This is a genomic window from Stenotrophomonas sp. SORGH_AS_0321 (genome assembly GCF_031453215.1).
In the GTDB taxonomy this organism is placed as follows: Bacteria; Pseudomonadota; Gammaproteobacteria; order Xanthomonadales; family Xanthomonadaceae; genus Stenotrophomonas; species Stenotrophomonas chelatiphaga.
Map to the genome: position 1 here is coordinate 3,826,784 of NZ_JAVIZG010000001.1, position 25,005 is coordinate 3,851,788.

Below are 25,005 nucleotides of genomic sequence, written 5' to 3' on the forward strand. Positions count from 1 at the left end.
CGGTGGCGTAGCGACCGCAGGTCACCACCCACCCCATCCTGCCCGCCAGCATGCGCTGGCCGTGCGCTATTTTTCGTTGCTCACCAACTGCACCACGCTGGAGAAATCCAGCTTGCCGCGGCCGGCCTGGTGGTTCATCGAATACAGGTTGCGCGCCAGCTCACCCAGCGGGATGGAGGCGCCCACGCTCATCGCCGCTTCCACCGCAAGGCCCATGTCCTTGAGCATCAGGTCGCTGCCGAAGCCGCCGCTGTAGCCGCGCGAGGCGGGTGCGTTTTCCAGTACCCCCGGCCACGGATTGCATACTTCGGTCGCCCAGCTGCGGCCGGTGCTGACCGCCATCATCTGCGACAGCACCTTCGGGTCCAGCCCGTGTGCCACGCCCAGCGCGATGGATTCACCGGTGACCGCCATGATCACGCCCAACGCCATGTTGTTGCACAGCTTGGCGACCTGGCCGGCGCCGCTGGCGCCCACGTGGAAGATGTTCCTGCCCATCGCCTGCAGGTAGGGGCGCGCGCGTTCCAGCGCGTCCTCTTCGCCGCCGACGATGAAGGTCAGCGTGCCGGCGGTGGCGCCGGCGGTACCGCCGGAAACCGGGGCGTCCAGCATCTGCAGGCCACGCGCCGCGGCGGCTTCGGCGACCTTGCGCGCGGTGGCCGGGGCGATGGTGCTGCAGTCGATCACCAGCGCACCGCCCGGGATGTCGGCCAGCAGCCCGTCATCGCCCAGGTACACGCCTTCGACGTGGCGGCTGGCCGGCAGCATCGAGATCACCACTTCGGCATCGGCCAGCGTGTCCAGCGCGGAGCTGGCCGCGGTGGCGCCTGCGTCGACGGCGGCCTGCACGGCGGCCGGCACCAGGTCGAACACGCGCACGGCGTGGCCCGCTTTGGCCAGGTTGGCGGCCATCGGACCGCCCATGTTGCCCAGCCCGATGAATGCAATGCGACTCATGCGACGGTCCTTTCAGTAGCGGTGGCGCCAAGGTCGGCCAGCGGGTGCTGGTCGGCCGGCCACGGGGAAATGAAGAAGTCTTCGGCCCACGCCGCGCTGGCATTAGCCAGCGTGGCCGGGTTCCAGTGCGGGGTACGGTCCTTGTCGACCAGCAGCGCGCGGATGCCTTCGGCGAAGTCACCGTGCGCGGCGCAGTGCAGGGCCGTCACGTACTCCAGCCGGTACACCGTGGCCAGGTCCGCGCCGGCAGCGCGGCGCTGCAGTTCGAACGCCAGCCGCGCCGAACCGGGTGCACCGGCGACAAGCGTCTTCTGCGCGTTCTGCAGCCACGCATCCTCGGTCTGCAGGGCACCGATGCGTTCGATGATCGCGGGCAGTTCATCGCCGGCGCACAGCGTGTCCAGCAATCCCGCATGGGACTGCAGGGGCCCGGCGGGTGCGTCGCTGGCGAAGGACTGCAGGAGGGTGTCCAGGCGGCCGTGGTTGGCCTCGTGGTCGCTGCTCCAATCCGCCTGCAGCAACGCGTCGAAGACTTCAGCGCGCTGTGCTTCGGCGATGTGCAGGTCGGCCAGGTCGGCATGGATCGCATCACCCGGGCCAAGCAGCGCGCCGGTCAGCGCCAGGAACAGGCCCGCCTTGCCCGGCACGCGCTGCAGCAGCCAGCTGCCGCCCACGTCCGGGAACAGGCCGACGGTGATCTCCGGGAACGCCAGCTTGGACCGTTCGCTGACCACGCGGTGGCTGGCGCCGGACATCAGGCCGATGCCACCGCCCATGACGATACCGTGGCCCCAGCACAGGATCGGCTTGGGATAGGTGTGGATCAGGAAATCCACGCGGTATTCGACATCGAAGAACTCTGCGGCATACGCATTCGCTCGGACATCCGCATGGCCTGCCGCGCGGTACGCCAGCATGCTCTGGTACAGGCTGTGCAGGTCGCCGCCGGCGCAGAACGCCTTCTCTCCGGCGCCCTGCAGCACCACCATCGCGATCTGCCCGTCGTCGGCCCAGGCCTGCAGCCGCTCCAGCAGCAGGTGCGCCATCGGCAGCGAAAAGCCGTTCAAGGTGCGTGGCGCGTTGAGCGTGGCCACGCCGATGCGCATGCCATTGGCCGCCACGCGCTCTTCGAACAGCACCGGTGCCTCATCGACCACGATGTCGGTTTCCCGGGTCATGCGTTCTTCCACTGCGCGCTGCGCTTTTCCAGGAAGGCGCTCACGCCCTCGACCTGGTCGGCGCTGTCGAACAGGTCGACGAAGGCCTCGCGCTCTGCGACCAGCGCGGCGGCATGGGTGCCGGTGCGGGTGGACTGCACCAGGGTCTTGCAGGCGGCGATGCTGGTCGGGCTCTGCTTGCCGGCCTTCTTCGCCCATTCCAGTGCCAGTGCCTTGGCTTCACCCTTGCCGGCCTTCTGCTCGGCCAGGCCGATGCGCACGGCGGTGTCGGCGTCGATCCGCTCACCGAGCAGGATCATCCGCTTGGCCCAGCCCTCGCCGACCAGGCGTGGCAGGTTCTGGGTGCCACCGGCGCACGGCAGCAGGCCGACGGTGGCCTCCGGCAGCGCCACCTGGGCATGTTCTTCGATGATGCGCAGGTCACACGCCAGCGCGCATTCCAGCCCGCCGCCCATCGCATAACCGTTGATCGCGGCGATGGACACGCCACGGAAGCCGGACAGCGCCTCGAAGGCTTCGCCGAAACGACGCGCGGCTTCACGCGCAGCACCCTTGTCACCCGACGCGAACTGGTTGAGATCGGCGCCGGCGGAGAAGAACTTCTCGCCATCGCCACTGATCACCAGCGCATAGATGGAACGGTCCGCGTTCAACGCGGCGACCAAGTCGCGCAGCGCCGCCAGGCTGTGCACGGTCCAGGTATGCGCCGGCGGGTTGTGCAGGGTGATGACCGCGACGTGGCCATCGGCCTCGACCTTCAGGCCGACATGATCGTGGGTGCGCCAATCGTTCATCGCAGTTCCTCTTCGGTGTTGAGCAGGTGGCGGGCAACAATCACCCGCATGATTTCGTTGGTACCTTCCAGGATCTGGTGCACGCGGCTGTCGCGCAGCAGGCGCTCGATCGGGTACTCGCGGATGTAACCGTAGCCGCCGTGGATCTGCAGCGCTTCGTTGCAGATGGTGAAGCCGGCATCGGTGGCGAAGCGCTTGGCCATCGCGCACCACACATTGGCATCGCTGGCACCGGCGTCGAGCTTGCGTGCGGCGGTATGCACCATCTGGCGGGCCGCCACCAGTTCGATGGCCATGTCGGCCAGCTTGAACTGCAGCGCCTGGAATTCGGCCAGCGCCTTGCCGAACTGGCGGCGTTCGCCCATGTAACGGCGTGCAGCATCCAGCGCGCCCTGCGCCGCGCCCAGCGAGCAGGCGGCGATGTTGATGCGGCCGCCATCCAGGCCCTTCATGGCCAGCTTGAAGCCGCCGCCCTCTTCGCCCAGCAGGTTGCCCACCGGCACCCGCACGTTCTCGAAGGTGATGCCCCGGGTCGGCTGGCTGTTCCAGCCCATCTTCTCTTCCTTGCGACCGTAGCTGATGCCCGGCAGATCGGCCGGCACGGCGATCGCGCTGATGCCACCGGCGCCGGCACCGCCGGTGCGCGCCATCACCACCAGCAGTTCGGTGGCACCGGCGCCGGAGATGAAGGCCTTGGAACCGTTGAGCACGTAGTCATCGCCATCGCGCACCGCCGTGGTCTTCAGCGACGCCGCATCGGAGCCGGCGCCGGGTTCGGTCAGGCAGTAGGAGGCCAGCCTGATGCCGGCCGCCAGGTCCGCACCCCAGGCTGCGCGCAGCGCCTGCTGGCCCCACGTGGACACCATCCACGAGGCCATGTTGTGGATGCTCACATACGCTGCGGTGGACGGATCCACGTTGGCGAGTTCCTCGATGACGACGGCGGCGTCCAGTCGGCTCAAGCCGCTGCCACCGACCTCGGGATCCATGTACAGGCCACAGAACCCGAGTTCCCCTGCCTTGGCGATCGCCTCGCGCGGAAAGATGCCCTCCGCATCCCACCGCGCCGCGTGTGGCGCCAATTCCGCCTGGGCGAAGTCACGCGCTGCCTCACGATAGGCCTGCTGCGCTTCTTCGAGTTCCGTCGTCATCGAGTTACTCATGGCTGGAACTCCGTTGTTACTTGAGGCTGATGGTGGTGTTGACGCCGTGGCCGAGCGTCTCGTCGTCGAACCAGCGCGCGGTGATGGTCTTGGTCTGGGTGTAGAACATGACCACCTGCTTGCCGTACGGGCCCAGGTCACCCAGCTTGGACGCCCGCGAACCGGTGAAGGAGAACAGCGGCACCGGCACCGGGATCGGCACGTTGATGCCGACCTGGCCGACGTCGATGTCTTCCTGGAACTTGCGCGCGGCCGCGCCGGACTGGGTGAACACCGCCGTGCCGTTGCCGTTGGGGTTGCTGTTGACCAGCGCGATGGCGTCTTCCAGCGTTTCCGCTTCCAGGATCACCAGCACCGGCCCGAAGATTTCTTCCTGGTAGATGCGCATGTCGGTGGTGACGCCGGAGAAGATCGTCGGACCGACGAAGTTGCCCTTCTCGAAGCCGTCCACCTGCGGATTGCGGCCGTCCAGGTCCAGCGTTGCGCCCTGTTCCAGGCCGGAGGCGATCAGCCCTTCCACGCGCTCGCGGGCGCTGCAGGAAATGACCGGGCCGACGTCGGTACCGGCAACCGAGCCGGCGCTGACCTTCAGCGTCTTCGCCTTGGCCACCAGCTCCGGCACCCACGAACGTGCTTCGCCGACCAGCACCAGGGTGGAGGCCGCCATGCAGCGCTGGCCCGCGGCACCAAAGGCAGCACCGACCATCGCGTTGAGGGTCTGTTCCTTGTTGGCGTCCGGCAGCACCACGGCATGGTTCTTGGCGCCCATCATGCACTGCACGCGCTTGCCGGCCAGCGAGGCGCGGTTGTACACGTGGGTGCCGACGCGGGTGGAACCCACGAACGAAACCGCCTTGATGTCCGGATGGTCGCAGATCGCGTTGACCACTTCTTCGCCACCGTGCACGACGTTCAGCACGCCCTTCGGAATGCCCGCTTCCAGCGCCAGTTCGACCAGCCGCATGGTGACCATCGGGTCCTGTTCGGACGGCTTGAGCACGAAGGTGTTGCCGGTGGCGATGGCCATCGGGAACATCCACAGCGGGATCATCGCCGGGAAGTTGAACGGGGTGATGCCCGCGCACACGCCCAGCGGCTGCATCAGGGTGTAGGTGTCCACGCCGTTGGCCACGTTGTTGGCCAGCTCGCCCAGCTGCAGGTTGCCGATGGCAGCTGCGTGTTCGACCACTTCCAGGCCGCGGAACACATCGCCTTCGGCATCCGGCACGGTCTTGCCCTGCTCGGCGCTGAGGGTGTGCGCCAGCTCGCTCATGTTCTCGCGGATCAGCTGCTGGTACTTCAGGAAGATGCGCGCGCGGGTGCCGATCGGCGTCTTGCGCCAGGTCTTGAAGGCTTCCTTGGCCGCGGCTACCGCGTCATCCACTTCGCTGGTGGTGGCGAAGGGCACCTGGGCCAGCACGTCCTGGGTGGCCGGGTTGACCACGTCCTGCCAGTGGGCGGTGGACGATTCGATGAACTGGCCATCGATCAACAGGCGGATACGGGGCGCTGCAACAGTCATGGCGGTACCGTGGGTCTCAGGGATGCTTGGCATTATTCACAGGCGCCCGCTCGATTTCCGGCCTGTCTGCGCTTAATCTGGCAAACCGGACCGACGATAGTTGTTAATCCTGTGAATACCGAGACCCCCCAACGCCAGCTCGGCCTTCGCCTGGCCAAGTTGCGCGAGCAGCGCGGCTATACCCAGGCGCAGCTGGCCCAGCAGCTCGGCGTCTCGGCCAGCTACCTGAACCAGATCGAGCGCAACAAGCGGCCGTTGACCCCGGCGGTGCAGCAGCGCCTGCGCGCGGTGCTGGGTGAACTGGGCGACCTGTTCGACGCCGGCGGCCCGGCCGCGCTGCAGGAGGCACTGGGCCAGACCCTGCGCGACCTCGGCCTGGCCGATGTCAGCGCCAACGAACTGCGGGCGCTGGCGGGCAACCTGCCGCAGGTCAGCCAGGCCTTGCTGGACCTGCACCGGCGCCATCTGGTGCTGCGCGAACACGCCGCCGCGCTGGAGTTCCAGCTGGGTGAGCCCGGCGCCGGGATGAGCCTGCCGGCCGGCGACCAGGTGCGCGATTTCTTCAACCGCATGCACAACCACATCCCGGAACTGGATGCGTTGGCCGAGCGCCTGTTCGCCGAGTGGGGCCTGACCGTCGGCCACATGGCGCCGCGGCTGCGCCAGCTGCTGGCCGACCGCCACGGGGTGATGGTCGAAGTCGCGCCGCTGCAGGCAGGCCGGGAGAAACGCGTGATGGACAGCCAGGCACGCACGCTGTGGCTGCCGGACTACCTGGAGCCGGGCCAGCAGGCGTTCCAGATGGCGGCCGAACTGGCGTTGCGCGGCCATGCCGAACAGGTGGATGCGGTGATCGAACGGGCCGGTTTCCGCGATGACGAGCGCATCGCGCAGGCACGCATCGGCCTGTCCAACTACTTCGCCGGCGCGCTGGTGATGCCGTACGGCCCATTCCTGCGTGCGGCCGAGTCCAGTGGCTATGACATCGAACTGCTGGCCCATCAGTTCGGCGTGGGCTTCGAAGCGGTCTGCCACCGCTTGAGTACGCTGGCGCGGCGCAGTGCACCGGGCCTGCCGTTTTTCTTCATCCGCGTGGACCGCGCCGGCAATGTGTCCAAGCGGCATTCGGCCACCGATTTCCACTTCTCGCAGGTCGGCGGTTCGTGTCCGCTGTGGATAGTGTACGAGGCGTTCAACCAGCCCGGGCGCATCCTCACCCAGACCGCGCGCATGCCCGATGGGCGACGCCATTTCTGGCTGGCACGGCAGGTCAGCAGCGGGCCGGTCGGCCACGGCCAGCCGCGCAAGACCTTCGCCGTGGCGCTGGGCTGCGACCTGCAGCACGCCGAGCGGCTGGTGTACACGCGGGGGCTGGATATCCAGAGCCCGGGCAATTCGGTGTCGATCGGCCCCGGCTGCCGTGTCTGCCCGCGCGAAGACTGCATGCAGCGCGCGTTCGTGCAGTTGCCGGGGCGCTGAGCGTGCCCGGCCATTGCGCGGCAGGGACGGCCGCTAGCCGCCCCCCTGGAATCTGACCCCGTCCCGACGGGAATGACGCGACCGGTAGTGACGGCCGTTGGCCGTCCAACGGGAATGGCGGCCAGCGGCCGTCACTACCTAGTAGATCGGGGTCACCTTCATCTGCGGCAGCGGGCGCGGGGCACCGTCGGTGAGGTCCGGGCCACAGTCGTCCCAGCTGGCGCCCTGCTCCACCATCAGCGCGTACAGCGCCTGGGATTGGCGACGCTTTTCCTGCGATCCCAGCGGATACGACGGCGGTGCCGGTTGCCCCGCCGCCACGCTGGCATAGGCGGTCCGGTAGGCCACCACCTGCTGGCCCGCGTCATCGGTACGCGACACTTCCAGCGTGTAGCGCTGGTAGGCCGAAGCGGCATTGCGCCAGCGTATCCAGTAGTGGTTTTCGAACGAGAAGCGGCAGAAGCGTTCACCGGCCAGCGTGCCCTTCTGCGCGATGCGACCGAGCACCTCCTGCGGCATGTCCAGGTTCATGCCGCCCTCGTCGCCTTCCAGGGCGACATGCACGATGCGGTCGCGGTAGCCGGGCGCGCGGGCCTGCAGCAGGTCGCGCCAGTTCTGCATGGTGGCGACGATCGCGAACAGGAAACGGACCAGCTCGGTGGCGGCCATCGGCGAAGCGATGTCGCGGTAACCGCGCTGCCAGCGTTCGCGGTTGCCGGTTGGCAGCACCACCGCGCGTTCCAGCGCCTGCTGCGCATCGGCTGCGTCAGACATTTCCCGGGCATCACCGGGGTACACCAGGTTGATGGCGAAGGTTGGCCAGCGCGGCAGCGCGGCGTCGAAAAGATGGATCGGGAAGTTGCTGCTGATGCCGCCGTCGGAGAACCAGCACCGGCGGTAGCCGGCGATCGACGAGCCTGTCGCCGCCGCGCCCTGCTGCCCACCGCTGGCCAGGCCCTCCATGCTGTCGGCCACGTTCCTGCCGCCCCGTCCCGGTTCGGCACGGTTGCCCTGCACCCCCGCATGGTGGCGCGCCGGCTCATGCAGCGGCACCGCGCTGATCAGCAGCGGAAAGCTGAGGCTCATCCGCGTGGCGACCAGCACCGGCAGCTGGCCTTCCGGCGGCAATCGATAGTAGAGCCGGCCGTCGACCTGCTCCGGGGCGCCGGCATCGGCCACCAGCCCGTCCACCACGCTGCGCGGGAACAGGCGGTCGAACTCTTCGCGCAGGAACCAGAAGCGTGCTTCGGAAAACGGCAGGGTGCGCGGCTCGTTGTGCGACACGCAGGTACTGATCATCTGCAGGGTGATCGCCCGGCCATCCTGCGGTTCGTCCGCATAGCGTGGGGCGCCGTGCAGGTCGGCGAAGGTCAGCGGTGCATCGTCCGGCTTGCCCGACAAACGCTGCAGGGCCTCGTGCAGCCAGTCGGTCAGTGCGGGGCGTTGCGGATCATCGCTGCGGCCACTGCACAGCCCCAGCAGGTTGCCACGCGCCACCCGTGCCACCCGCAGCAGCGCGCCGGCCACGCCGGCACCGTAGGCGCACAGCAGCGAAGGCAACAGGGTCGCCAGCATGCCCGCCACCCCGCCGGCGCCGTAGCCGATGCCCAGCAGCACGACCAGCGAAAGCAGCACTTCCAGCGGCGCGATGGTGAACACCGCCGTCAGCAGGCACAGCAGTTTGCGTGGCCACCCCGCATGGCTGGCCAGCACCACCAGCAGCCGGTAGGCCGCGCGCGCGCCCCGAGCGGGCTGGAACAAACCGTAGATGAAGCCACGCGTGGACAGCTGGGCCGATACGCCGGCCAGTCCCTCGAAGCCGGCCTGCGGCCCCACTGTCTCGCCTGCCTGGCGACGGCGATCACCGAGGGCGGCCGCCGCCGCCACGGCGGCTGCGATGGCGCCGGCCGAGGTACCGCCGATGCTCTTGAAGCGGTAGTCCCTGGCCAGCGCCAGCACCGCGTTGGGATACACGATGCCGCTGGTGATTCCGCCCTTCATGACCAGATCGCAGTACTTGGCTGCCACGGGCCGACCCTCCGCTGGATTCGACCCTGATTATGGCAAGCAGGCCTCTCACCGCATGAGATCGCTGACGCATTTCGAAAGCAACGTCTGCCCCGGTAGTGACGGCCGCTGGCCGTCACGCCCGTGTCCTGGCCCTTGGTAGTGACGGCCGCTGGCCGTCTTGCGCGTGCCCTGGCCCCTGGTAGTGACGGCCGCTGGCCGTCTTGCGCGTGCCCTGGCCCCCGGTGGGTGACGACCGTTGCAGGCTGTGTAACAAGTCCGACCTTGTCGGCCGATGGCGAAATTGTCGCCATTTTTCGCCCTGCTACGCGAGATCTGCATAGTTGCATGTCTGCCGGAGGTCCAGATCTCGCGTAGCTCGACCGGGCCCGGACTTGTTACACAGCCTGCGTTGGTCGTCACGCCGTTGCCAACGGCACTACCGCTCTGACTGCGGGACCTTGCGGATCTTGCTGGTGTCATAACCCATCGCGGCGATCTTCTCGATGGCCTGCTGGTAATCGGCCTCGCTGACCTGCGGCGTCCGCGCCATGTACCACACGTAGTCGCGCTTGCTGCGCGCCACGATGGTCTGCTGGTAGTCCTCATCCAGCCAGGAAATCACGTACTCGGCCTGGATCGGCCAGATGAACTGCATGCCCCACACCGCGCCGTTGCCTTCCTTCTCCACCCGACCCACCGGATGCATCGTCTTCAGCTTCCCATCGAAGCTGCCCTTGCGGTAGGTGAAGGTGGTCTGGATGCGCCCGTCGGGTCGCAGTGCATAGCGTTCCACCGAATCAAACGCCTTGCGTTCGATGAAGGTGGGAATCTGGGCGATGACATACCAGTCACCCATGAAGCGCGGCACGTCCACCGCGGTCGCGCGCGGCAAGGGACGTTCCGGACTGGACGAACAGGCGCTGGCCGACAACGCCATCGCGATCACGGGAAGCAGGCGGGACAGACGCATGGTGTTCTCCTTCAACGGGGACGGAACAGGTAGTGGGCCACCAGCCACTGCTGGCCCTTCTCATAACCGAACAGTTCGGCGCAGGCCATCCAGAACATCCGCCAGCGCTGGAACCACAACGCAGCGGCGGCATCGCCGTAGGTCTGGCGCAGCACCGGCATCAGCGCGTCGCGCTGGCTGTCCTGGTTCTGCAGCCAGTGGTTGGCGGTGCGCTGGTAGTGCGTGCCATCCAGCAACCAGCGCTGCTGCAGCAGCAGGTCGTGCTGGAAGTGCAGCAGCGTGTCCGCTGCCGGCATCAGGCCACCGGTGAAGAAGTGCCGCCCCATCCAGTTGTCCTCGCCCTCGGTTTCAAAGGGATACATCGCCGTGCGATGCACGAAGATATGCACGAACAACGCCCCATCGCTACGCAGCCAACCGGCGATGCGGCCCAGCAGCCGGTCGTAGTTGCGCATGTGTTCGAACATCTCGATGGACACCGCGCGGTCGAAGGAGCGCGCGGGCAGCTCCAGGTGGTTGACGTCGCGGGTCAGCACCTGCACGTTGCGCAGTCCACGCGCCTGGCATTGCGCCTCGATGTGCGCACGTTGCCCGTGCGAGTTCGACACCGCGGTGATGCGCGCCTGCGGATAACGCTCGGCCATCCACAAGGTCAACGATCCCCAGCCGCACCCCAGTTCCAGGATGTCCTGGCCGTCGGCCAGGCCGGCGCGCTCGGCGTACAGCTCCAGCATCGCTTCTTCGGCCTGGTCCAGGGTCTCGGTGCCGGTGCGGTAGTAGCAGCTGCTGTATTTCAGCCGCTTGCCCAGGCACGCTTCGAAGAACGCCGCCGGCACTTCATAGTGCTGGCGGTTGGCCGCATCCACGTGCAGGGCCAACGGACTGCCCGCCAGTTCGGCGATGCGCTCGGAAAAGCGCAGTGCCTGGGCCTCGGTGCCGCCCTCGAACTCCTCGCGCAGGCGCTGCGCGCACTGCCGGCGGATGCCATAGCGCAGCAGCACATCGGGCAGCAGCCCGCGTTCGGCCAGGCCGGTCAGTCCTGCGGCAGGGTCTGGCAGCGGCAGGGACTGGATCTGGGTGCTCATCGGCGCGGCTCCTTGGAAGGGGTGGGTTCACTGGGGAACCAGGGAAAGATCATCGACGTGCTGCGCTGGTACTGGCGGTAGTCCTCGCCACGGCTGCGCAGCGCCTGTTTCTCGGTGAACGGCACGCCGCTCAGCCAGCGCAGGAACACATACATCACCACCGGGCCGGCGCAGGCCAGCCACCACAGCGGGGAACCCACGGCCAGCAGCACATAGGTGAACCAGTGCAGCCATTCGAAGAAGTAGTTGGGATGCCGGGAATAGCGCCACAGCCCCGCGCGGCAGGTGCGGCCCTTGTTCGCCGGATCGGCGCGGAAGCGGGCGAGCTGGCGGTCGGCCAGGCTCTCCCCGCCCACGCTCAGCAGCCACATCGCCACCGCGGCCAGCACCCAGCCGATACCGTGCCCGCGCGGGTTCTGCGCCACCGCGATGAACGGCAGGGCGAACAGCACCACCAGCAGCGCCTGGGCCTGGAAGAAGCCGAAGATCTTGCCCTGGTGGCCGTGCCAGTGATCGCGCAGGTAACGGTAGCGACCGTCCTCGTCTTCGCTGCGCACGCGCCGCCAAAGGTGGAGTGCCAGGCGGGCTCCCCACAGCCCGCCCAGCACGCCCAGCGCCAGCCGCGGCAGCAGCGCGCCCTCCCCCAGCAGCGCCAGCAGCAGCGCGGCGGCGGCCACGCTCTTGGCCCACAGCACGTCCACCACGCCGATGTTCTGGTGCCGGCGTTGCCACCACCAGCCCCAGCTCATCACCACGGCGGCATACAGCCACACCCACCACAACAGCTTCATCGTGTTTCTCCTGTTCCCACGGGGTCACCGCGGCGTGCCGGCTGCCAGCGCCGCGCGCAGGTGGCCAACAGCGGCAGCGCGAGCGCCCAGCCGATACCCAGCACGGCGATGCCCTGCCAGGCCGGCGTGGCGAAAGTCAGCGAAGAAAATCCCCGCGCGGCCGAGACATAGGCCAGGGGGGCCAGCAGCAGGCCGACCAGAACGGCCAGCAGCCACCGGCGCTGCAGGGCAGCGAAAGAGACCGTCAGGGTCATCGCGAACGATGCCCACAAGGCAAGGATCCAGACCGGCGCCAGCCCGCGTTCGGCGTTGCCTGCGGCATACACCACCAGCCCGGAAGCACCGGCCACGCCGTCCACCACCAGCCCGCAACCGATCGCCAGCGCGATCAGCTTCAGCTCCACCGCCGGGTGCGGGGACAGCAGCAGCTGGCTCAGCACATAGGCGGCCGCGGCCACCAGCGCCGGCCAGTACAGACCGCGTCCGGCACCGGCCACGGCGCAGAACCACACCAGCTGGTTGCCGATCAGGTTGCCCCAGAAGTGCATCTCAGTGCGCTCCGGCCAGCGGCGGGGGACGGTAGCCCGGCCGCGCCAGCAACAGCTGTGACACACCAATCGAGCGCTCCAGGAAGCCGCCTTCGCAGTACGCGAGGTAGAACTCCCACATGCGGATGAAATCCTCATCGAAGCCCTGCGCGCGCACCGCCGGCAGCTGGGCGAGGAAGCGCTCGCGCCAGGCGCGCAGGGTCAGTGCGTAGGACTGTCCGAAGTCCATCTGGCCGATCAGCTGCAGGTCGCTGCTGCGGGTCTTGGCCGCCAGCATGGCATTCAGCGAGGGAATGAAACTGCCGGGGAACACGAAGCGCTTGATGTAATCCACGCTGCGCCGCGCCTGCTCGTAGCGCTCGTCTTCGATGGTGATCGCCTGCAGCAAGGCCAATCCTTCCGGCTTCAGCAGGCGGGTCAGGGTGGCGAAATAGGTCTGCAGGTACTGCGCGCCGATCGCCTCGATCATCTCGATGGACACCAGCTTGTCGTACTGGCCATCCAGGTCGCGGTAGTCCTTCAGCAGCAGGGTCACCCGGTCGTGCAGTCCGGCCGCTTCGATGCGCTGGCTGGCCAGCGCGTGCTGCTCCACCGATATCGTGGTGGTGGTGACGCGGCAGCCGATGTGGCGCGCCGCGTACATCGCAAAGCCGCCCCAGCCGGTACCGATCTCCAGCACGTGGTCGCCAGGCGTGAGCTGCAGCTGTTCGCAGATGCGCGCCAGCTTGCGCTGCGATGCGGCGTCCAGCGTATCGCCGTCCTCGAACAGCGCCGAGGAATACATCAGGTCGTTGGACAGGAACAGCGAGAAGAACGGATTACCCAGATCGTAGTGCGCGGCGATGTTGCGGCGGCTGCCTTCGCGGGTATTGCGGCGCAGCTGCGCCCAGGCTTTCAGCGCCCACCCCCCGATGCGCGCCGGGCCGCGCTCCACGCCGTCGAGCAGCTCGCGGTTGCGCACCAGCAGCTGCACCAGCGCCACCAGGTCGTCGCAGCGCCACTGGCCGTGGATGTAGCTTTCGCCGGCGCCCACGCTGCCCTGGGTCGCCACCGCGCGATAGAACGCCGGGTCATCGATGGTCACCGTCACCAGCGGGCCACTGCCCTGCGTGCCGAGCACCACTTCACCCAGCGCATCGCGGACCCGCAGGCGACCGTCGCGCAGCGCGCCCAGCTTGGCCAGCAGCTGGCGGCGAAGGAAGGCATCCAGGCGCCCGGGCCGTGGCAGGGCCACGCTGTGGCTCATGTCGTTCATTGGTTTTTTCCAGCAAGCGAAGGATGGTCGTGGACCGGATTGCGTTTCAGCCACAGGCGCAGCGCCTGCCAATGGATCGCGCCGACCACCTGCAGCGTCATCAGCGGATGCCGGGCCAGCACCATCGCCAGTCCGGGACCGTCCAGCGCACGCCGCTGCATCGACTGGGTCGCATCGAACTGGCGCTGGCCGTCGCGCCACACCTGCATGTGCACACGCAGGTCGTCACCGGGCACGGTGAAGCGCCAGTCGTAACCGCAGTCCATCTGCATGAAGGGCGAAACATGGAACTGCTTGTCGAAACGCCAGCGCAGCGCGCGCCCACGGGCTTCCGCATCGGCGACCGCCAGCACGTAGGCATGGCGCTCCTTCCACGGTGTGTTGGTGATCTCGGCGACGATGCACTCCAGCGTGTCATCGGCGGCGTGGCAGTAGTAGAAGCTGACCGGATTGAACACGTGGCCGGCGTGGCGCAGGTGCGCGAGCAGGCGCACCGGGCCCGATGGACGGTGCCCAAGCACGGCCTGCGCACGGTCGCGCACCGCATCGGCCAGCGGCTGGTCGGGGTCACCCAGGTAGTCGCTGCGGCGGAACTCGGCCAGGTTGCGGCGGCCCACCGACCACAGCCAGCGCCGGTCGAACACGCTGTCCACCTCGTCCAGGTCCAGCAGCAGCTGTGCGATCGGATAACGGAAGGCGTGTGCATGCGGCACGTGCCTGCGGTGCACGACCTCGCCGCGGTAGATCGCGCTGGCGCTCACGCGGTGGTTTCCTCGTGACGCGGCCAATGCGTTTCGGCACTCACCGCATGCAGTGCATCCACCACACGGCGCGCACTGCGGATGCCGTCTTCGTGGAAACCCCAGCCCCAGTACGCGCCCGCAAACCAGGTACGGCGGCGTCCCTGCACCTCGTGCCAGCGCCGCTGCGCACGGACCATGGCGTGGTCGTGCACCGGGTGTGCGTAGCGCAGGCGACGCAGCACCTTGGCCGGGTCGATCGCCTCGCTGCGGTTGAGCGTCACCAGCAGCGGGGTCGGCGTATCCAGGCCCTGCAGCAGGTTCATGCAGTAGGTCACCGTGCAGGCCTGCGCTGGATCGCGCGGCACGTGCGCGTTCCACGCCGCCCACGCCGCGCGGTTGCGCGGCAGCAGGGCGGCATCGGTATGCAGCACGACCTCGTTGGGCTGGTAGCGGATGGCGCCGAGCACGCTGCGCTCCACGACATCCGGATCCTGCAGCAGGGCCAGTGCCTGATCGCTATGGCAGGCCATCACCACGTGGTCGAAGCCCTCCGCGCCGGCCGCGCTGTGCACCAGCACGCCATCGGCCAGCCGTTCCACTGCCAGCACCGGGCACTCCAGCCGCTCGCGCACCTGCCAGCGCTGGCGCAGCGCGTCCACGTAACGCGCTGAGCCGCCCTGCACCACCCGCCATTGCGGACGGCCGGTGAGCTGCAGCATCTGGTGGTTGGCCATGAACTGCACCAGGTAGCGCGCCGGGAAGTCACGCACGCTGGTGGCCGGCGAGGACCACAGGGCCGATGCCATCGGCAGCAGGTGCTCTTCGACGAAGGCCTCGCCGTAATGGTGGTCGTGCAGGTACTGGCCGAGGGTCGGCCCGGCCTCGTCGCCCTGCAGCAGGAGCGGGGCCTCGCGATAGAAACGCCGCAGGTCGGCCAGCATCCCCCAGAAGCGTGGCGAGAGCAGGTTGCGGCGCTGGCAGAACAGGCCATTCAACGAGGTGGCGTTGTACTCCACCCCGCTGCGTTCGCTGTGCGCGGAGAAGCTCATGGTGGTCGGCTGCGAGGCGACATCGAGCTCGTCGAACAGTCCGCTGAGCAGCGGATAGTGCTGCGGGTTGAACACGATGAATCCGGTGTCCACCGATACCGCGCGGCCATCCACCTGCAGCGCGTGGGTATGGGTGTGGCCACCGAGGTAATCGTTGGCCTCGAACAGGGTGACCTCGTGCTGTTGGTCCAGCCACCACGCGCTGGCCAGTCCGGCAATGCCCGATCCGATGACGGCGATGCGCATGTCAGTCCTTTGCCTTGGCCAGCACCCAGGCCGGCACCGGCTTGAGTCCGTGCACCAGCCGCAGCGACTGCATCAGCCGCAGGCCGTACCAGGTGATGTCCACTTCCCACCAGCGGAAGCCCTGGCGCGCGGTACCGGGGAAGAAGTGGTGGTTGTTGTGCCAGCCCTCGCCGAAGGTGAGCAGCGCCAGCCACAGGTTGTTGCGGCTGTCATCGCCGGTGTCATAGCGCTGCCGGCCGAAGCGGTGGGCCAGCGAATTGATGGTGACCGTGGCATGGAACAGCACCACGGTGGAGATGAAGAACCCCCAGACCAGCATCTGCGGGCCGCTGGTGCCCAGCGCGGGCGCCACCTGCTCAAGCAGCGCGCCGAGCCCGTACAGTGCCGCGGCCAGCGCGACCGGCACCAGCGTGTCGAAGCGGTCCAGCCAGCGCAGTTCCGGGAAGCGGGCCAGATCGGGAATGCGCGACCAGTCGGTGCGGAACCCTTCGCGGGTCAGGAACCAGCCCATGTGGCTCCACCAGAACCCGTGTTCGCGCGGCGAATGCGGATCCAGCGGCTGGTCGGCATGGCGATGGTGGCTGCGATGGTGCGCCGCCCACCACAGCGGCCCGCGCTGCACGCTGGCGGCGCCGATGGCGGCGAACAGGAACTGCACCGGACGCGAGGTCTGGAAGGTGCGGTGGGAGAAATAGCGGTGGTAGAAGCCGGTGATGGCGAACATGCGCACCGCGTACAGCAACGCGGCCACGGCCACCGCCACCCACGATACGCCCACCCAGATCACCGCCACGCAGGCCAGGTGAAGGCCCACGAACGGCAGCGCGCGCAGCCAGTCGATGCGCTTGCCATCGGCTTCGGCGGCGTCGGCCGCGCTGGGCTCCCGGGCGGCGGTATCGAACCAGCGCAACAGGGCGGACCAGCGCCGCGGGCGGGGCGGCGGTACTGCGGGTGTGGCCGACATCGTGCATCCCTCCTGGATCTACTGTCAGGAGATACGATGCCAGCGGGCCTGTGGATGCAGCGTCCGGAAAATAAATTTTTCCGGCCAGCTACAGGTTGGCGATGTCTCCCTTGGCAACCACCGGGCCAGTCGGCGCCGGGTGCGGCGCACCCGCCGACGGTTCCAGCGTGATGGCCAGTACCGACCCATTGACCAGCGCCGAACGCAGCGCCGCGGGTACGTCCACGGTATGGGCGCGGTCGTTGGAGACCAGGCCCAGCGACACCGGGGCGCCACCGGCCGGGATCACCCACAGCTCCGGCGCGCGGCCCTGCGCATCCGGCGCGGACGGTACCGGCACCATCAGCACCTTGCCCAGCGTGGCATCGACCGACGCCAGCCAGCCGGCACGGCCATCGTCATGCAGCAGCGGAGTGACCGGGCGCGTGGCCTGTTCCGGTTCGACCGCCGGGGTCGGTGCCGGGGTAACGGCCACCGGGGTGGGTACCGGGGCATCCGGTGCCGGGCGGGTGAACACCGCGACCAGCGCCAGCGCGGCGGCGAGTGCGGTGGCGCCCTGCCAGAAGCCGGTGCGCTGCCACGGACGCGCGTTCGGGGCGGCATCGAAGGTCGCCCAGCCCAGTTCACGGCGCACGCGCAGCCACACATGGGCCGGCACCGGCGCGCTGCCCACTTCTTCCAGCAGCGGCGCCAGCCGTTGTTCCCATTGGTCCACCAGCCGCGCGAAACCCGCATCGGAACTGATGCGCTGCTCGGCCTGCCGGCGCTGGTCGGCATCCAGCACGCCCAGCACGTACTCACCGGCCTGCTGGTCGGCGCTCGGCGGCTGCCCGTCTTCGTGATGAAGGTCGCGGATGTTCATGGTTCCAGGCACACCCGAAGCTGGGCCAGGCCACGGCGGATCCAGCTTTTCACCGTACCCAGCGGAGTGGCAAGGCGGCGCGCCAGTTCATCGTGGCTGGCGCCGTCAAGGAAGGCGGCGCGGATCAGGCTGCGCCGGCGCGGTTCCAGCGCCTGCATGCAGTCCTGCAGCCGCGCATCTTCGTCGTTGCGTTCGGCCAGCTGGGCCGGCTGCAGGTCGCCGTCGGGCAGCTCATCGGCGATGGACACATCGTCAAGCGCCCGCGGCGGCGCGGCGCGCAGGCGGTCGATCGACCGGTTGCGCGCCAGCATGGACAGCCAGGTCATCGCCGAGGCCTTGCCGGGATCGAAGCGCGAGGCTTTGTGCCAGACGGTCACGAACACCTCCTGCAGCACGTCCTCGGCTTCGCCGCGGTCACGCAGCAGGCGCAGGCAGATCGCGAACAGGCGTCCCCCCGCCTGCTGGTACAGCGCTTCGAAGGCATCGCGATCCTGCGCCGCCACCTGTTCGAGCAGGGCGTCGAGTCGGCGCGCGTCGGCACCGTCGGGGGCGTCCGGCTGGGGCATTGCAGGCTCCGCGTGGCACAGGGGCAGACCTGCATCCTCGTTGCTCGGCGCGCAGACCGCAAGTCCATCATCGGCTGCATGAGGCCACCAGGGGTTGGCTGCGTGCGGCGGAAAGCTCGCCTTCGCTGACCGGCTGCGGCGCGCCGGGGAAGCGGATGCGCACCAGCGGCCAGCCACCTTCAGCGTCGCGTACGTTGCCGGTGCCTTCGAACTGCAGCAGGCGGCGATCGGCACGCGCGTAGACCAGGGTGACCGCCGGCACCGCGAAGCCGAACCAGGCGTCCAGCTGCATCTGCAGCCGTTCCGCCGGCTGGCCCTGCCAGTCCAGCGCACCGACCCGGCGCAGTTTCACCGGCACCCAGCGCTGGCGGCTGGTGAGCAGGAACGGCAAGGCTACCGTTTCGCCCTGCAGCAGTGCAGGCCAGTGCGCACGCACGGCCGCATCGAATCCGGCGTCGATCACCCCGCCCGTGGGCATGTCCAGGGTCCTGGCTGCGTCGGCTGCACCGCTGGAGGCGCGGATTCTGACGCGGCGCTGCGGGCCCAGGGACTGCACCGCCTCGCGGCGCCCGTCACGGCCATCGACGAACTCGAAATCCGGTGCCTGCGCATTGGCGGCGGCCGGCATCCACTTGCGCGCGAACGCGCGTCCGTCGTTGCAGCGGTACAGCACCAGCCGCGCCTGCTGCTCCCCCACGTCCTGCAGATAATGGGTTTCGCGGTACAGCGCCCGGCCCCCCTTCGGCGCCAGCGCCTCGCCTTCCACGCGCAGCACGGCGGCACCGGCAGGCGCGGCAGCGGCGGCAAGCAACAGCAGGCAGGGCAACGATGGGTAGCGCATGGCAGGGTCCGCAGCGGGCTCATGGACAGATACGCAGCAGGCGGCGCATTGGATGCAGTGCGGCGCCGGCCCCTTGACCGATGCCGCGCTTGAGCCTACCTTGTGCTCGCCGAAGGTATTCATCTCTTCATGCGAATGAAAGGATGGATTTAAACGGGAATCCGGTGACCGTGCCCCGTGCACGTATTCCGGAGCTGCCCCGCAGCGGTGAATGGAAACGACCTCCGCCAACAGCACTGGGCCACGGCCTGGGAAGCGGCGGACACTAGGTGGGCGGCAACGTCCGTGTCCAACAGCCCGAATACCGGCCCCGGCCGGAGGACCTGAACGTCCTTCGATTCGACCTGGAATCTCCGCGGGGAGGTTGCCCGGCCCATGCCGTCCCGCCGCCAGCGGGACGCGTCGGCACGTGCGCCTGTCCACGGCATCCGGTTCGCCCGCGGGGGCGAAGGTCGCTGGCAGGAGGGACGTGGGCCGGCAACGGCGCGCGGCACCCTGCAGTTCCTTCGTTCCTCAATGCCGACATGCAATGAGGACACGCTGCAATGACCACCGTTACCAACCTGGGTTTTCCCCGCATCGGCGCCAAGCGCGAACTGAAGCGGGCCCTTGAACGCCACTGGAGTGGCGAGGATGACATCGCCACCCTGCAGGCCAGCGCCGCCGCGCTGCGTGCACGCCACTGGAAGCTGCAGATCGAAGCCGGCGTGGACGTGCCGCCGAGCAACGATTTCAGCCTGTACGACCAGGTGCTGGACACCGCCTTCCTGTTCGATGCGCTTCCCGCCCGCTACCGCGCCCTGGCCGAACACGAGCCGCTCGCCGCCTACTTCGCGATGGCGCGCGGGCTGCAACGCGATGGCATCGACCTGCATGCGCTGGAGATGACCAAGTGGTTCGATACCAACTACCACTACCTGGTGCCGGAACTGCAGGCCGGGCAGGCGTTCGCGCTGCGCGGTGACAAGCCGCTGGCCGAATTCCGCGAAGCCAAGGCGCTGGGCATCCACACCCGCCCGGTGCTGCTGGGGCCGGTCAGCTTCCTGCTGCTGTCCAAGACCACCGATGGGTCGGCCGCGCTGGACCTGTTGGATGCGCTGCTGCCGTCTTACGTCGACCTGCTGGCCCAGCTGCGCGCGGCCGGTGCGGACTGGGTGCAGCTGGACGAACCGCTGCTGGTGCAGGACCTGGACGCGGGCGCCCGCGCGGCATTCGAACGCGCCTACGCGGTGCTGGGCGGCAATGCGGGGACACCACCGAAGCTGCTGCTGGCCACCTACTTCGGCGCGCTGGATGACAATCTCAGCCTTGCCGCCGCGCTGCCGGTGGACGGCCTGCACGTGGACCTGGTGCGCGCACCGGAGCAGCTGGATGCGGTGCTGCAGGCGCTGCCCGCCGGCCGCGTGCTGTCGGCCGGGTTGGTCAACGGCCGCAACATCTGGCGCACCCAGCTGGACAATGCGTTGATCCTGGCGCGCTATGCGCAGACCGATCGCGGTGCGGACCTGCTGTGGCTGGCACCGTCGTGTTCGCTGCTGCATTCGCCGGTGGACCTGACCCTGGAAAAGAAGCTGGACGAAGAACTGCGCAGCTGGCTGGCGTTTTCGCGGCAGAAGCTGGAAGAACTGCGCGTGCTCGCCGATGCGCTCGACGGCAAGCCGTCGGCGGACGCCGGGCTGAGCGCCAACCGCGAGGCGCTGGAGGCCCGCCGCCGCTCGCCGCGCGTGCACGACCCGGCCGTCGCCGCGCGCCTGGCCAGCCTGTCCGCCGCCGATGCCCGGCGCCACGGCAGTTATCCGCAGCGCCGCCTGGCCCAGCACGCCGCGCTGCAGTTGCCGCTGCTGCCCACCACCACCATCGGCTCGTTCCCGCAGACCCTGGACGTGCGCGAAGCACGCGCCCGGCACAAGTCCGGCAAGCTGTCGCTGGGCGATTACGAGGCTTTCCTGGAGCAGCAGACCGCGCACTGCGTTCGCGTGCAGGAAGAACTGGGGCTGGACGTGCTGGTGCACGGTGAGTTCGAGCGCAACGACATGGTGGAGTACTTCGGCGAGCAGCTGGAAGGCTTCGCCTTCACCGGCAATGGCTGGGTGCAGAGCTACGGCTCGCGCTGCGTGAAGCCACCGGTGATCTTCGGCGATGTCAGCCGTCCACGGCCGATGACGGTGCGCTGGTCGCAGTATGCACAGTCGCTCACCCGCAAGCCGATGAAGGGCATGCTGACCGGCCCGGTGACGGTGCTGCAGTGGTCGTTCGTGCGCGATGACCAGGAACGCGATGCCACCTGCCGGCAGATCGCCCTGGCGCTGCGCGATGAGGTGAATGACCTGGAGGCCGCCGGCATCGGCGTGATCCAGGTCGACGAACCGGCGATCCGCGAAGGCCTGCCGCTGCGCCGCGCGCAATGGCGCAGCTACCTGGACTGGGCAGTGGAATCGTTCCGGATCAGCACCAGCGGGGTGCGCGATGCCACGCAGATCCATACGCACATGTGTTACTCGGAGTTCAACGACATCATCCACTCGGTGGCGGCGATGGATGCCGACGTCATCTCGATCGAGACCTCGCGTTCGCGGATGGAGCTGCTGGATGCCTTCGTGCGCTTCAACTACCCCAACGAGATCGGGCCGGGCGTGTATGACATCCACTCCCCGCGCGTGCCGGACAAGGCGGAGATGGTCGATCTGCTGCGCAAGGCACTGGCGGTGCTGAAGCCGGAACAGCTGTGGGTGAACCCGGACTGCGGCCTGAAGACCCGTGGCTGGCCGGAGACCCGCGCGGCACTGCAGGCACTGGTGGCGGCCGCAGCCGAACTGCGTGCCGAGCACGCCGAGGCCAGCGTGGCCTGACCACGAACGAGGGCGGCGGCACGCTGCCGCCGCCCTCGACGCTGCGCCCTGTACCCCGGTACGCTGCGTGCTCCCCTGCACGGATTTTCCCATGACGCCCCTGCCCGCCCACGTGGCCCTGATCGTGGTGGACCTGCAACCGGACTTCATGCCCGGCGGCGCGTTGGCCTGCGCCGATGGCGATGCCGTGGTCGCACCGATCGCCGCGTTGCTGGCCCAGCGCCGGTACCGCACCGTGGTCGCCACCCAGGACTGGCATCCGGCCAACCATGCGTCCTTCGCCAGCCACTACGCCGGCCAGCAGCCGTTCGCGCAGATCCAGCTGCACGGCCATCCGCAGACCCTGTGGCCCGACCACTGCGTGCAGGGGTCAGCCGGCGCCATGCTGCATCCCGGCCTGGACTGGAATGCGGCCGACCTGGTGCTGCGCAAAGGCACCCGCCCCTTGGTGGATTCGTACAGCGCGTTCCGCGAAAACCACGGCCCGGAAGGTTCGCGTCCGGCAACCGGACTGGCCGGCTGGCTGCGCGAACGCGGCATCAGCGAAGTGCATGTGTGCGGGCTGGCGCGCGACTACTGCGTGCTGTGGACCGCGCAGGATGCAGCCAGTGCCGGCTTCGCCGTGGGCTTCCACTGGGACCTGACCCGACCGGTCAGCGCCGACAACGACGACGCCACGCGCCAGGCCCTGGCAACGGCCGGCATCGCCCTGCTCTGATCGCGCCGGTAGCGCCCGGTAGCGCCGAGCCGTGCTCGGCGGATTCCATCCGGCATCGTGATGCCCGCCACACGACGCGCTGCTGTGATCGCGCCGGCGCTACCGGAACACCACCGTGCGGTGGCCGTTGAGCAGGATGCGGTGCTCCACGTGCCGGCGCACTGCACGCGCCAGCACCTGCGATTCGGTATCGCTGCCCAGCCGCACCAGATCGCGCGGGGTCATCGCATGGTCCACGCGGGCCACGTCCTGTTCGATGATCGGTCCCTCGTCCAGGTCTTCGGTCACGTAGTGCGCGGTGGCACCGATGATCTTGACCCCGCGTGCGTGCGCCTGGTGATACGGCTGCGCCCCTTTGAAGCTGGGCAGGAAGCTGTGGTGGATGTTGATCGCACGGCCCGCCAGCGCGCGGCACAGCGTCGGCGAAAGGATCTGCATGTAGCGCGCCAGCACCACCAGGTCGATCTTCTCGCGCTCGACCAGGTCGATGATCTGGCGTTCCTGCACCTCGCGCGTGTCCGCGCTCACCGGCAGGTGGTGGAAGGGAATGCCATAGGACGCCGCCAGCGGCGCGAAGTCGGCGTGGTTGGAAGCCACCGCGGCGATGTCCACCTTCAACTGGCCACTGTGGGCGCGGAACAGCAGGTCGTTGAGGCAGTGACCCTGCTTGCTCACCAGCACCAGCAGGCGCGCGCGGCGGCGGCCGTCGTGCAGTTGCCAGTCCATGCCGAAGTCGCTTGCCAGCGCCTGCATGGCGGCCTGGACGGTATCCAGCGGCAGCCCGGCATCGCGGTCGAAATGCACGCGCAGGAAGAAGCGCCCGCTCTCCTCGTCACCGAACTGCTGGGCGTCGAGGATGTTGCAGCCATGGTCGTACAACAGGCCGGACACGCGGTAGACGATACCGGTGCGGTCCGGGCAGGACAGGGTGAGGATGGAGTCGGGTCGCATCCGGCCAAGTCTAGGGCAGCCTGCTGCGCTGCGGAATAAATGCTCTCAGATGCAACTGCATTGATCGGTAGCGACGGCCGCTGGCCGTCATTGCATGCATCCGGGATGACGGCCAGCGGCCGTCACTACCCTCAACCCGGCGGATGCACCGTCAGCGCTACCAGCCGCAGCACCAGCGGGCGCACCACCAGCACGCAGCAGAACGCCACCGGCATCGCCAGCAGATAGGCCTCCAGCACGCGGCCCAGGTAGGCCGCGTCCACCCCGGCATGGGCCGCGGTGATCACCAGGCACATCAGCATCGCCATGATGCCGGCCATGAAAAAGGCGAACACATAGGGCGTGGCGCGATGGCCGAACTTCAGCCCGCGGCGGGCCGGCAACGCAGTGGAATCGGACATGGAGGGGGCCGTGCAGGAACAGCCTCCCAGCATGCCTGACGCGCAGCGCCGCTGCAGCCCCTGCGTGCTTGGGGCAGTCCGAAGCAGAACTTTGCCCCCGGCCATGGCAGGCTGTGCGGTCATGAACCTGTTACAGCTCATCCGCACCTTCACCCGCACTGCCGAAGCCGGCAGTATCGCCGGCGCGGCGCGCGCACTCGGCATCAGCGCCACCGCGGTCGGCCAGAACATCAGCCGGCTGGAGGCCCACCTGGGGGTGCGCCTGTTCAATCGCAGCACCCGTTCGCTGTCACTCAGCGAAGCGGGCGCGCTGTACCTGGCCAAGGTGCAGCACATCGAAGCGGACCTGGCCGGTGCGCAGGCGGCGATCAGCAGCGGCGACATCGAACCGGTCGGGCCGCTGCGCATCGGCTGCAGCCGCGCGTTCGGGCGCCACGTGCTGGCGCCGATGCTGCCCGCCCTGCAACGCCGGTATCCGCAGCTGCAGCTGGAACTGCGCCTGTCCGACCGCGCCGTGCGCCACGCCGAAGAGTCGGTGGACGTGAGCATCCGCATCGGCGCACAGCTGCAGGATGGGCTGGTGGCACGCCCGCTGGCGCGCATCCCGTTCGTGTTCTGCGCCGCCCCTTCCTATCTGGAACGGGCCGGCACCCCGACCTCACCGGAGCAGCTCGCCGATCACCGCGCGCTGCTGTTCCGCTTCCCCGCCGACGGCCGTCCGCTGCGGTGGGGGCTGGTGGGCGAACAGGGCCGCGTCGAGGCGACCATGCAGCCGGGGATGATCTGCGACGACATCGATGCCTTGGCCGAACTGGCCGCGGCCGGCGGCGGCATCACCCGGCTGGCCGCGTTCGTCGCCGAACCCTATCTGCGCGACGGTCGCCTGCAGGCCGTGCTGGGCGATGATCCGGCGTGGCGGCCGGAGCCGATGGAGATGTTCTTCTGCCTGAGCGACCGGCGCGATTTCACCGCACGCATCCGTGTGCTGTTCGAGCACCTGCAGGCGGGCTTGCCGGTGGCATGGCAGGTGCCGGCGGGGTGACGGTCAACGGGCGGACGGTCA

At 68.6% G+C, this 25,005-nt stretch carries 23 protein-coding genes and 1 riboswitch; of the genes, 4 read left to right on the top strand and 19 right to left on the bottom strand.

Going from position 1 to position 25,005, the window contains the following annotated elements; translation table 11 throughout:
- Positions 1 to 66 precede the first annotated feature (66 nt).
- Genes mmsB through QE373_RS17310 form a run of 5 tightly spaced genes read right to left on the bottom strand, consistent with a single transcriptional unit; the run spans position 67 to position 5,614 of the window.
- Complete coding sequence (gene mmsB, locus QE373_RS17290) at positions 67 to 957, bottom strand: 3-hydroxyisobutyrate dehydrogenase (RefSeq protein ID WP_057507560.1); 891 nt, start codon at positions 955 to 957, stop codon at positions 67 to 69.
- Positions 954 to 2,135 (bottom strand): enoyl-CoA hydratase/isomerase family protein, encoded by a 1,182-nt coding sequence (locus QE373_RS17295; protein ID WP_309688911.1) that lies wholly within the window; start codon positions 2,133 to 2,135, stop codon positions 954 to 956. Before QE373_RS17295 ends, mmsB begins: the two co-directional genes overlap by 4 nt.
- Entirely contained in the window at positions 2,132 to 2,929 is a 798-nt protein-coding gene (locus tag QE373_RS17300; protein ID WP_309688913.1) for an enoyl-CoA hydratase, read from the bottom strand. Before QE373_RS17300 ends, QE373_RS17295 begins: the two co-directional genes overlap by 4 nt.
- Positions 2,926 to 4,092, bottom strand: a complete 1,167-nt coding sequence (locus QE373_RS17305) for an acyl-CoA dehydrogenase family protein (protein WP_057507563.1) — start codon at positions 4,090 to 4,092, stop codon at positions 2,926 to 2,928. The genes QE373_RS17300 and QE373_RS17305 overlap by 4 nt, the downstream gene beginning before the upstream one ends.
- A 16-nt stretch (positions 4,093 to 4,108) precedes the next feature.
- Positions 4,109 to 5,614, bottom strand: coding sequence for a CoA-acylating methylmalonate-semialdehyde dehydrogenase (locus QE373_RS17310; protein ID WP_309688924.1), 1,506 nt, complete (start codon positions 5,612 to 5,614; stop codon positions 4,109 to 4,111).
- Between the two features lie 111 nt (positions 5,615 to 5,725).
- Between QE373_RS17310 and QE373_RS17315 the strand changes: the two genes are divergently transcribed.
- Positions 5,726 to 7,093 (top strand): short-chain fatty acyl-CoA regulator family protein, encoded by a 1,368-nt coding sequence (locus tag QE373_RS17315; protein WP_057507565.1) that lies wholly within the window; start codon positions 5,726 to 5,728, stop codon positions 7,091 to 7,093.
- 138 nt (positions 7,094 to 7,231) lie between these two features.
- On the opposite strand, the gene QE373_RS17320 is transcribed toward QE373_RS17315, so the two are convergent.
- From QE373_RS17320 to QE373_RS17375, 12 genes are all read right to left on the bottom strand, one after another.
- The gene (locus tag QE373_RS17320) at positions 7,232 to 9,121 is read right to left on the bottom strand and encodes a patatin-like phospholipase family protein (RefSeq protein WP_309688929.1); all 1,890 of its coding nucleotides are present in this window, start codon (positions 9,119 to 9,121) and stop codon (positions 7,232 to 7,234) included.
- Between the two features lie 418 nt (positions 9,122 to 9,539).
- Positions 9,540 to 10,073, bottom strand: a complete 534-nt coding sequence (locus QE373_RS17325; protein WP_309688931.1) for a lipocalin family protein — start codon at positions 10,071 to 10,073, stop codon at positions 9,540 to 9,542.
- An 11-nt stretch (positions 10,074 to 10,084) separates the two neighbouring features.
- Complete coding sequence (locus tag QE373_RS17330) at positions 10,085 to 11,158, bottom strand: cyclopropane-fatty-acyl-phospholipid synthase family protein (protein ID WP_057507567.1); 1,074 nt, start codon at positions 11,156 to 11,158, stop codon at positions 10,085 to 10,087.
- Entirely contained in the window at positions 11,155 to 11,949 is a 795-nt protein-coding gene (locus QE373_RS17335; protein ID WP_309688935.1) for a DUF1295 domain-containing protein, read from the bottom strand. Before QE373_RS17335 ends, QE373_RS17330 begins: the two co-directional genes overlap by 4 nt.
- Positions 11,946 to 12,497, bottom strand: coding sequence for a DUF2878 domain-containing protein (locus QE373_RS17340; protein ID WP_309688938.1), 552 nt, complete (start codon positions 12,495 to 12,497; stop codon positions 11,946 to 11,948). The genes QE373_RS17335 and QE373_RS17340 overlap by 4 nt, the downstream gene beginning before the upstream one ends.
- Before the next feature lies 1 nt (position 12,498).
- The gene (locus tag QE373_RS17345; protein WP_309688941.1) at positions 12,499 to 13,752 is read right to left on the bottom strand and encodes a cyclopropane-fatty-acyl-phospholipid synthase family protein; all 1,254 of its coding nucleotides are present in this window, start codon (positions 13,750 to 13,752) and stop codon (positions 12,499 to 12,501) included.
- Positions 13,749 to 14,513 (bottom strand): DUF1365 domain-containing protein, encoded by a 765-nt coding sequence (locus QE373_RS17350; protein WP_309688943.1) that lies wholly within the window; start codon positions 14,511 to 14,513, stop codon positions 13,749 to 13,751. Before QE373_RS17350 ends, QE373_RS17345 begins: the two co-directional genes overlap by 4 nt.
- Positions 14,510 to 15,790, bottom strand: a complete 1,281-nt coding sequence (locus QE373_RS17355) for an FAD-dependent oxidoreductase (protein WP_309688945.1) — start codon at positions 15,788 to 15,790, stop codon at positions 14,510 to 14,512. Before QE373_RS17355 ends, QE373_RS17350 begins: the two co-directional genes overlap by 4 nt.
- A 1-nt stretch (position 15,791) precedes the next feature.
- On the bottom strand, positions 15,792 to 16,754 hold the full coding sequence (locus tag QE373_RS17360) for an acyl-CoA desaturase (RefSeq protein WP_309688949.1): 963 nt from the start codon (positions 16,752 to 16,754) through the stop codon (positions 15,792 to 15,794).
- A gap of 88 nt (positions 16,755 to 16,842) precedes the next feature.
- Positions 16,843 to 17,616, bottom strand: coding sequence for an anti-sigma factor (locus QE373_RS17365; RefSeq protein WP_309688952.1), 774 nt, complete (start codon positions 17,614 to 17,616; stop codon positions 16,843 to 16,845).
- Entirely contained in the window at positions 17,613 to 18,182 is a 570-nt protein-coding gene (locus QE373_RS17370; protein WP_309688955.1) for a sigma-70 family RNA polymerase sigma factor, read from the bottom strand. Before QE373_RS17370 ends, QE373_RS17365 begins: the two co-directional genes overlap by 4 nt.
- Before the next feature lie 67 nt (positions 18,183 to 18,249).
- Positions 18,250 to 19,023 carry a hypothetical protein gene (locus QE373_RS17375; protein ID WP_309688957.1) on the bottom strand — a complete coding sequence of 258 codons (774 nt, stop codon included), beginning with the start codon at positions 19,021 to 19,023 and terminating at the stop codon, positions 18,250 to 18,252.
- 96 nt (positions 19,024 to 19,119) lie between these two features.
- Positions 19,120 to 19,351: riboswitch (cobalamin riboswitch) on the top strand.
- Between the two features lie 217 nt (positions 19,352 to 19,568).
- On the opposite strand from QE373_RS17375, the gene metE reads away from it, so the two are divergent.
- Complete coding sequence (gene metE / locus QE373_RS17380) at positions 19,569 to 21,872, top strand: 5-methyltetrahydropteroyltriglutamate--homocysteine S-methyltransferase (RefSeq protein ID WP_309688959.1); 2,304 nt, start codon at positions 19,569 to 19,571, stop codon at positions 21,870 to 21,872.
- Positions 21,873 to 21,963: 91 nt separating this feature from the next.
- The gene (gene pncA, locus QE373_RS17385; RefSeq protein ID WP_309688962.1) at positions 21,964 to 22,590 is read left to right on the top strand and encodes a bifunctional nicotinamidase/pyrazinamidase; all 627 of its coding nucleotides are present in this window, start codon (positions 21,964 to 21,966) and stop codon (positions 22,588 to 22,590) included.
- 99 nt (positions 22,591 to 22,689) lie between these two features.
- On the opposite strand, the gene purU is transcribed toward pncA, so the two are convergent.
- Together purU and QE373_RS17395 are read right to left on the bottom strand one after the other, a co-directional pair.
- Positions 22,690 to 23,541, bottom strand: coding sequence for a formyltetrahydrofolate deformylase (gene purU, locus QE373_RS17390; RefSeq protein ID WP_309688965.1), 852 nt, complete (start codon positions 23,539 to 23,541; stop codon positions 22,690 to 22,692).
- Positions 23,542 to 23,672: 131 nt separating this feature from the next.
- Positions 23,673 to 23,942, bottom strand: a complete 270-nt coding sequence (locus QE373_RS17395; RefSeq protein WP_309688969.1) for a DUF2798 domain-containing protein — start codon at positions 23,940 to 23,942, stop codon at positions 23,673 to 23,675.
- 121 nt (positions 23,943 to 24,063) lie between these two features.
- Here QE373_RS17395 and QE373_RS17400 point away from each other — a divergent pair, with 121 nt between their 5' ends.
- Positions 24,064 to 24,984 carry a LysR family transcriptional regulator gene (locus QE373_RS17400; protein ID WP_057507581.1) on the top strand — a complete coding sequence of 307 codons (921 nt, stop codon included), beginning with the start codon at positions 24,064 to 24,066 and terminating at the stop codon, positions 24,982 to 24,984.
- Positions 24,985 to 25,005 lie beyond the last annotated feature (21 nt).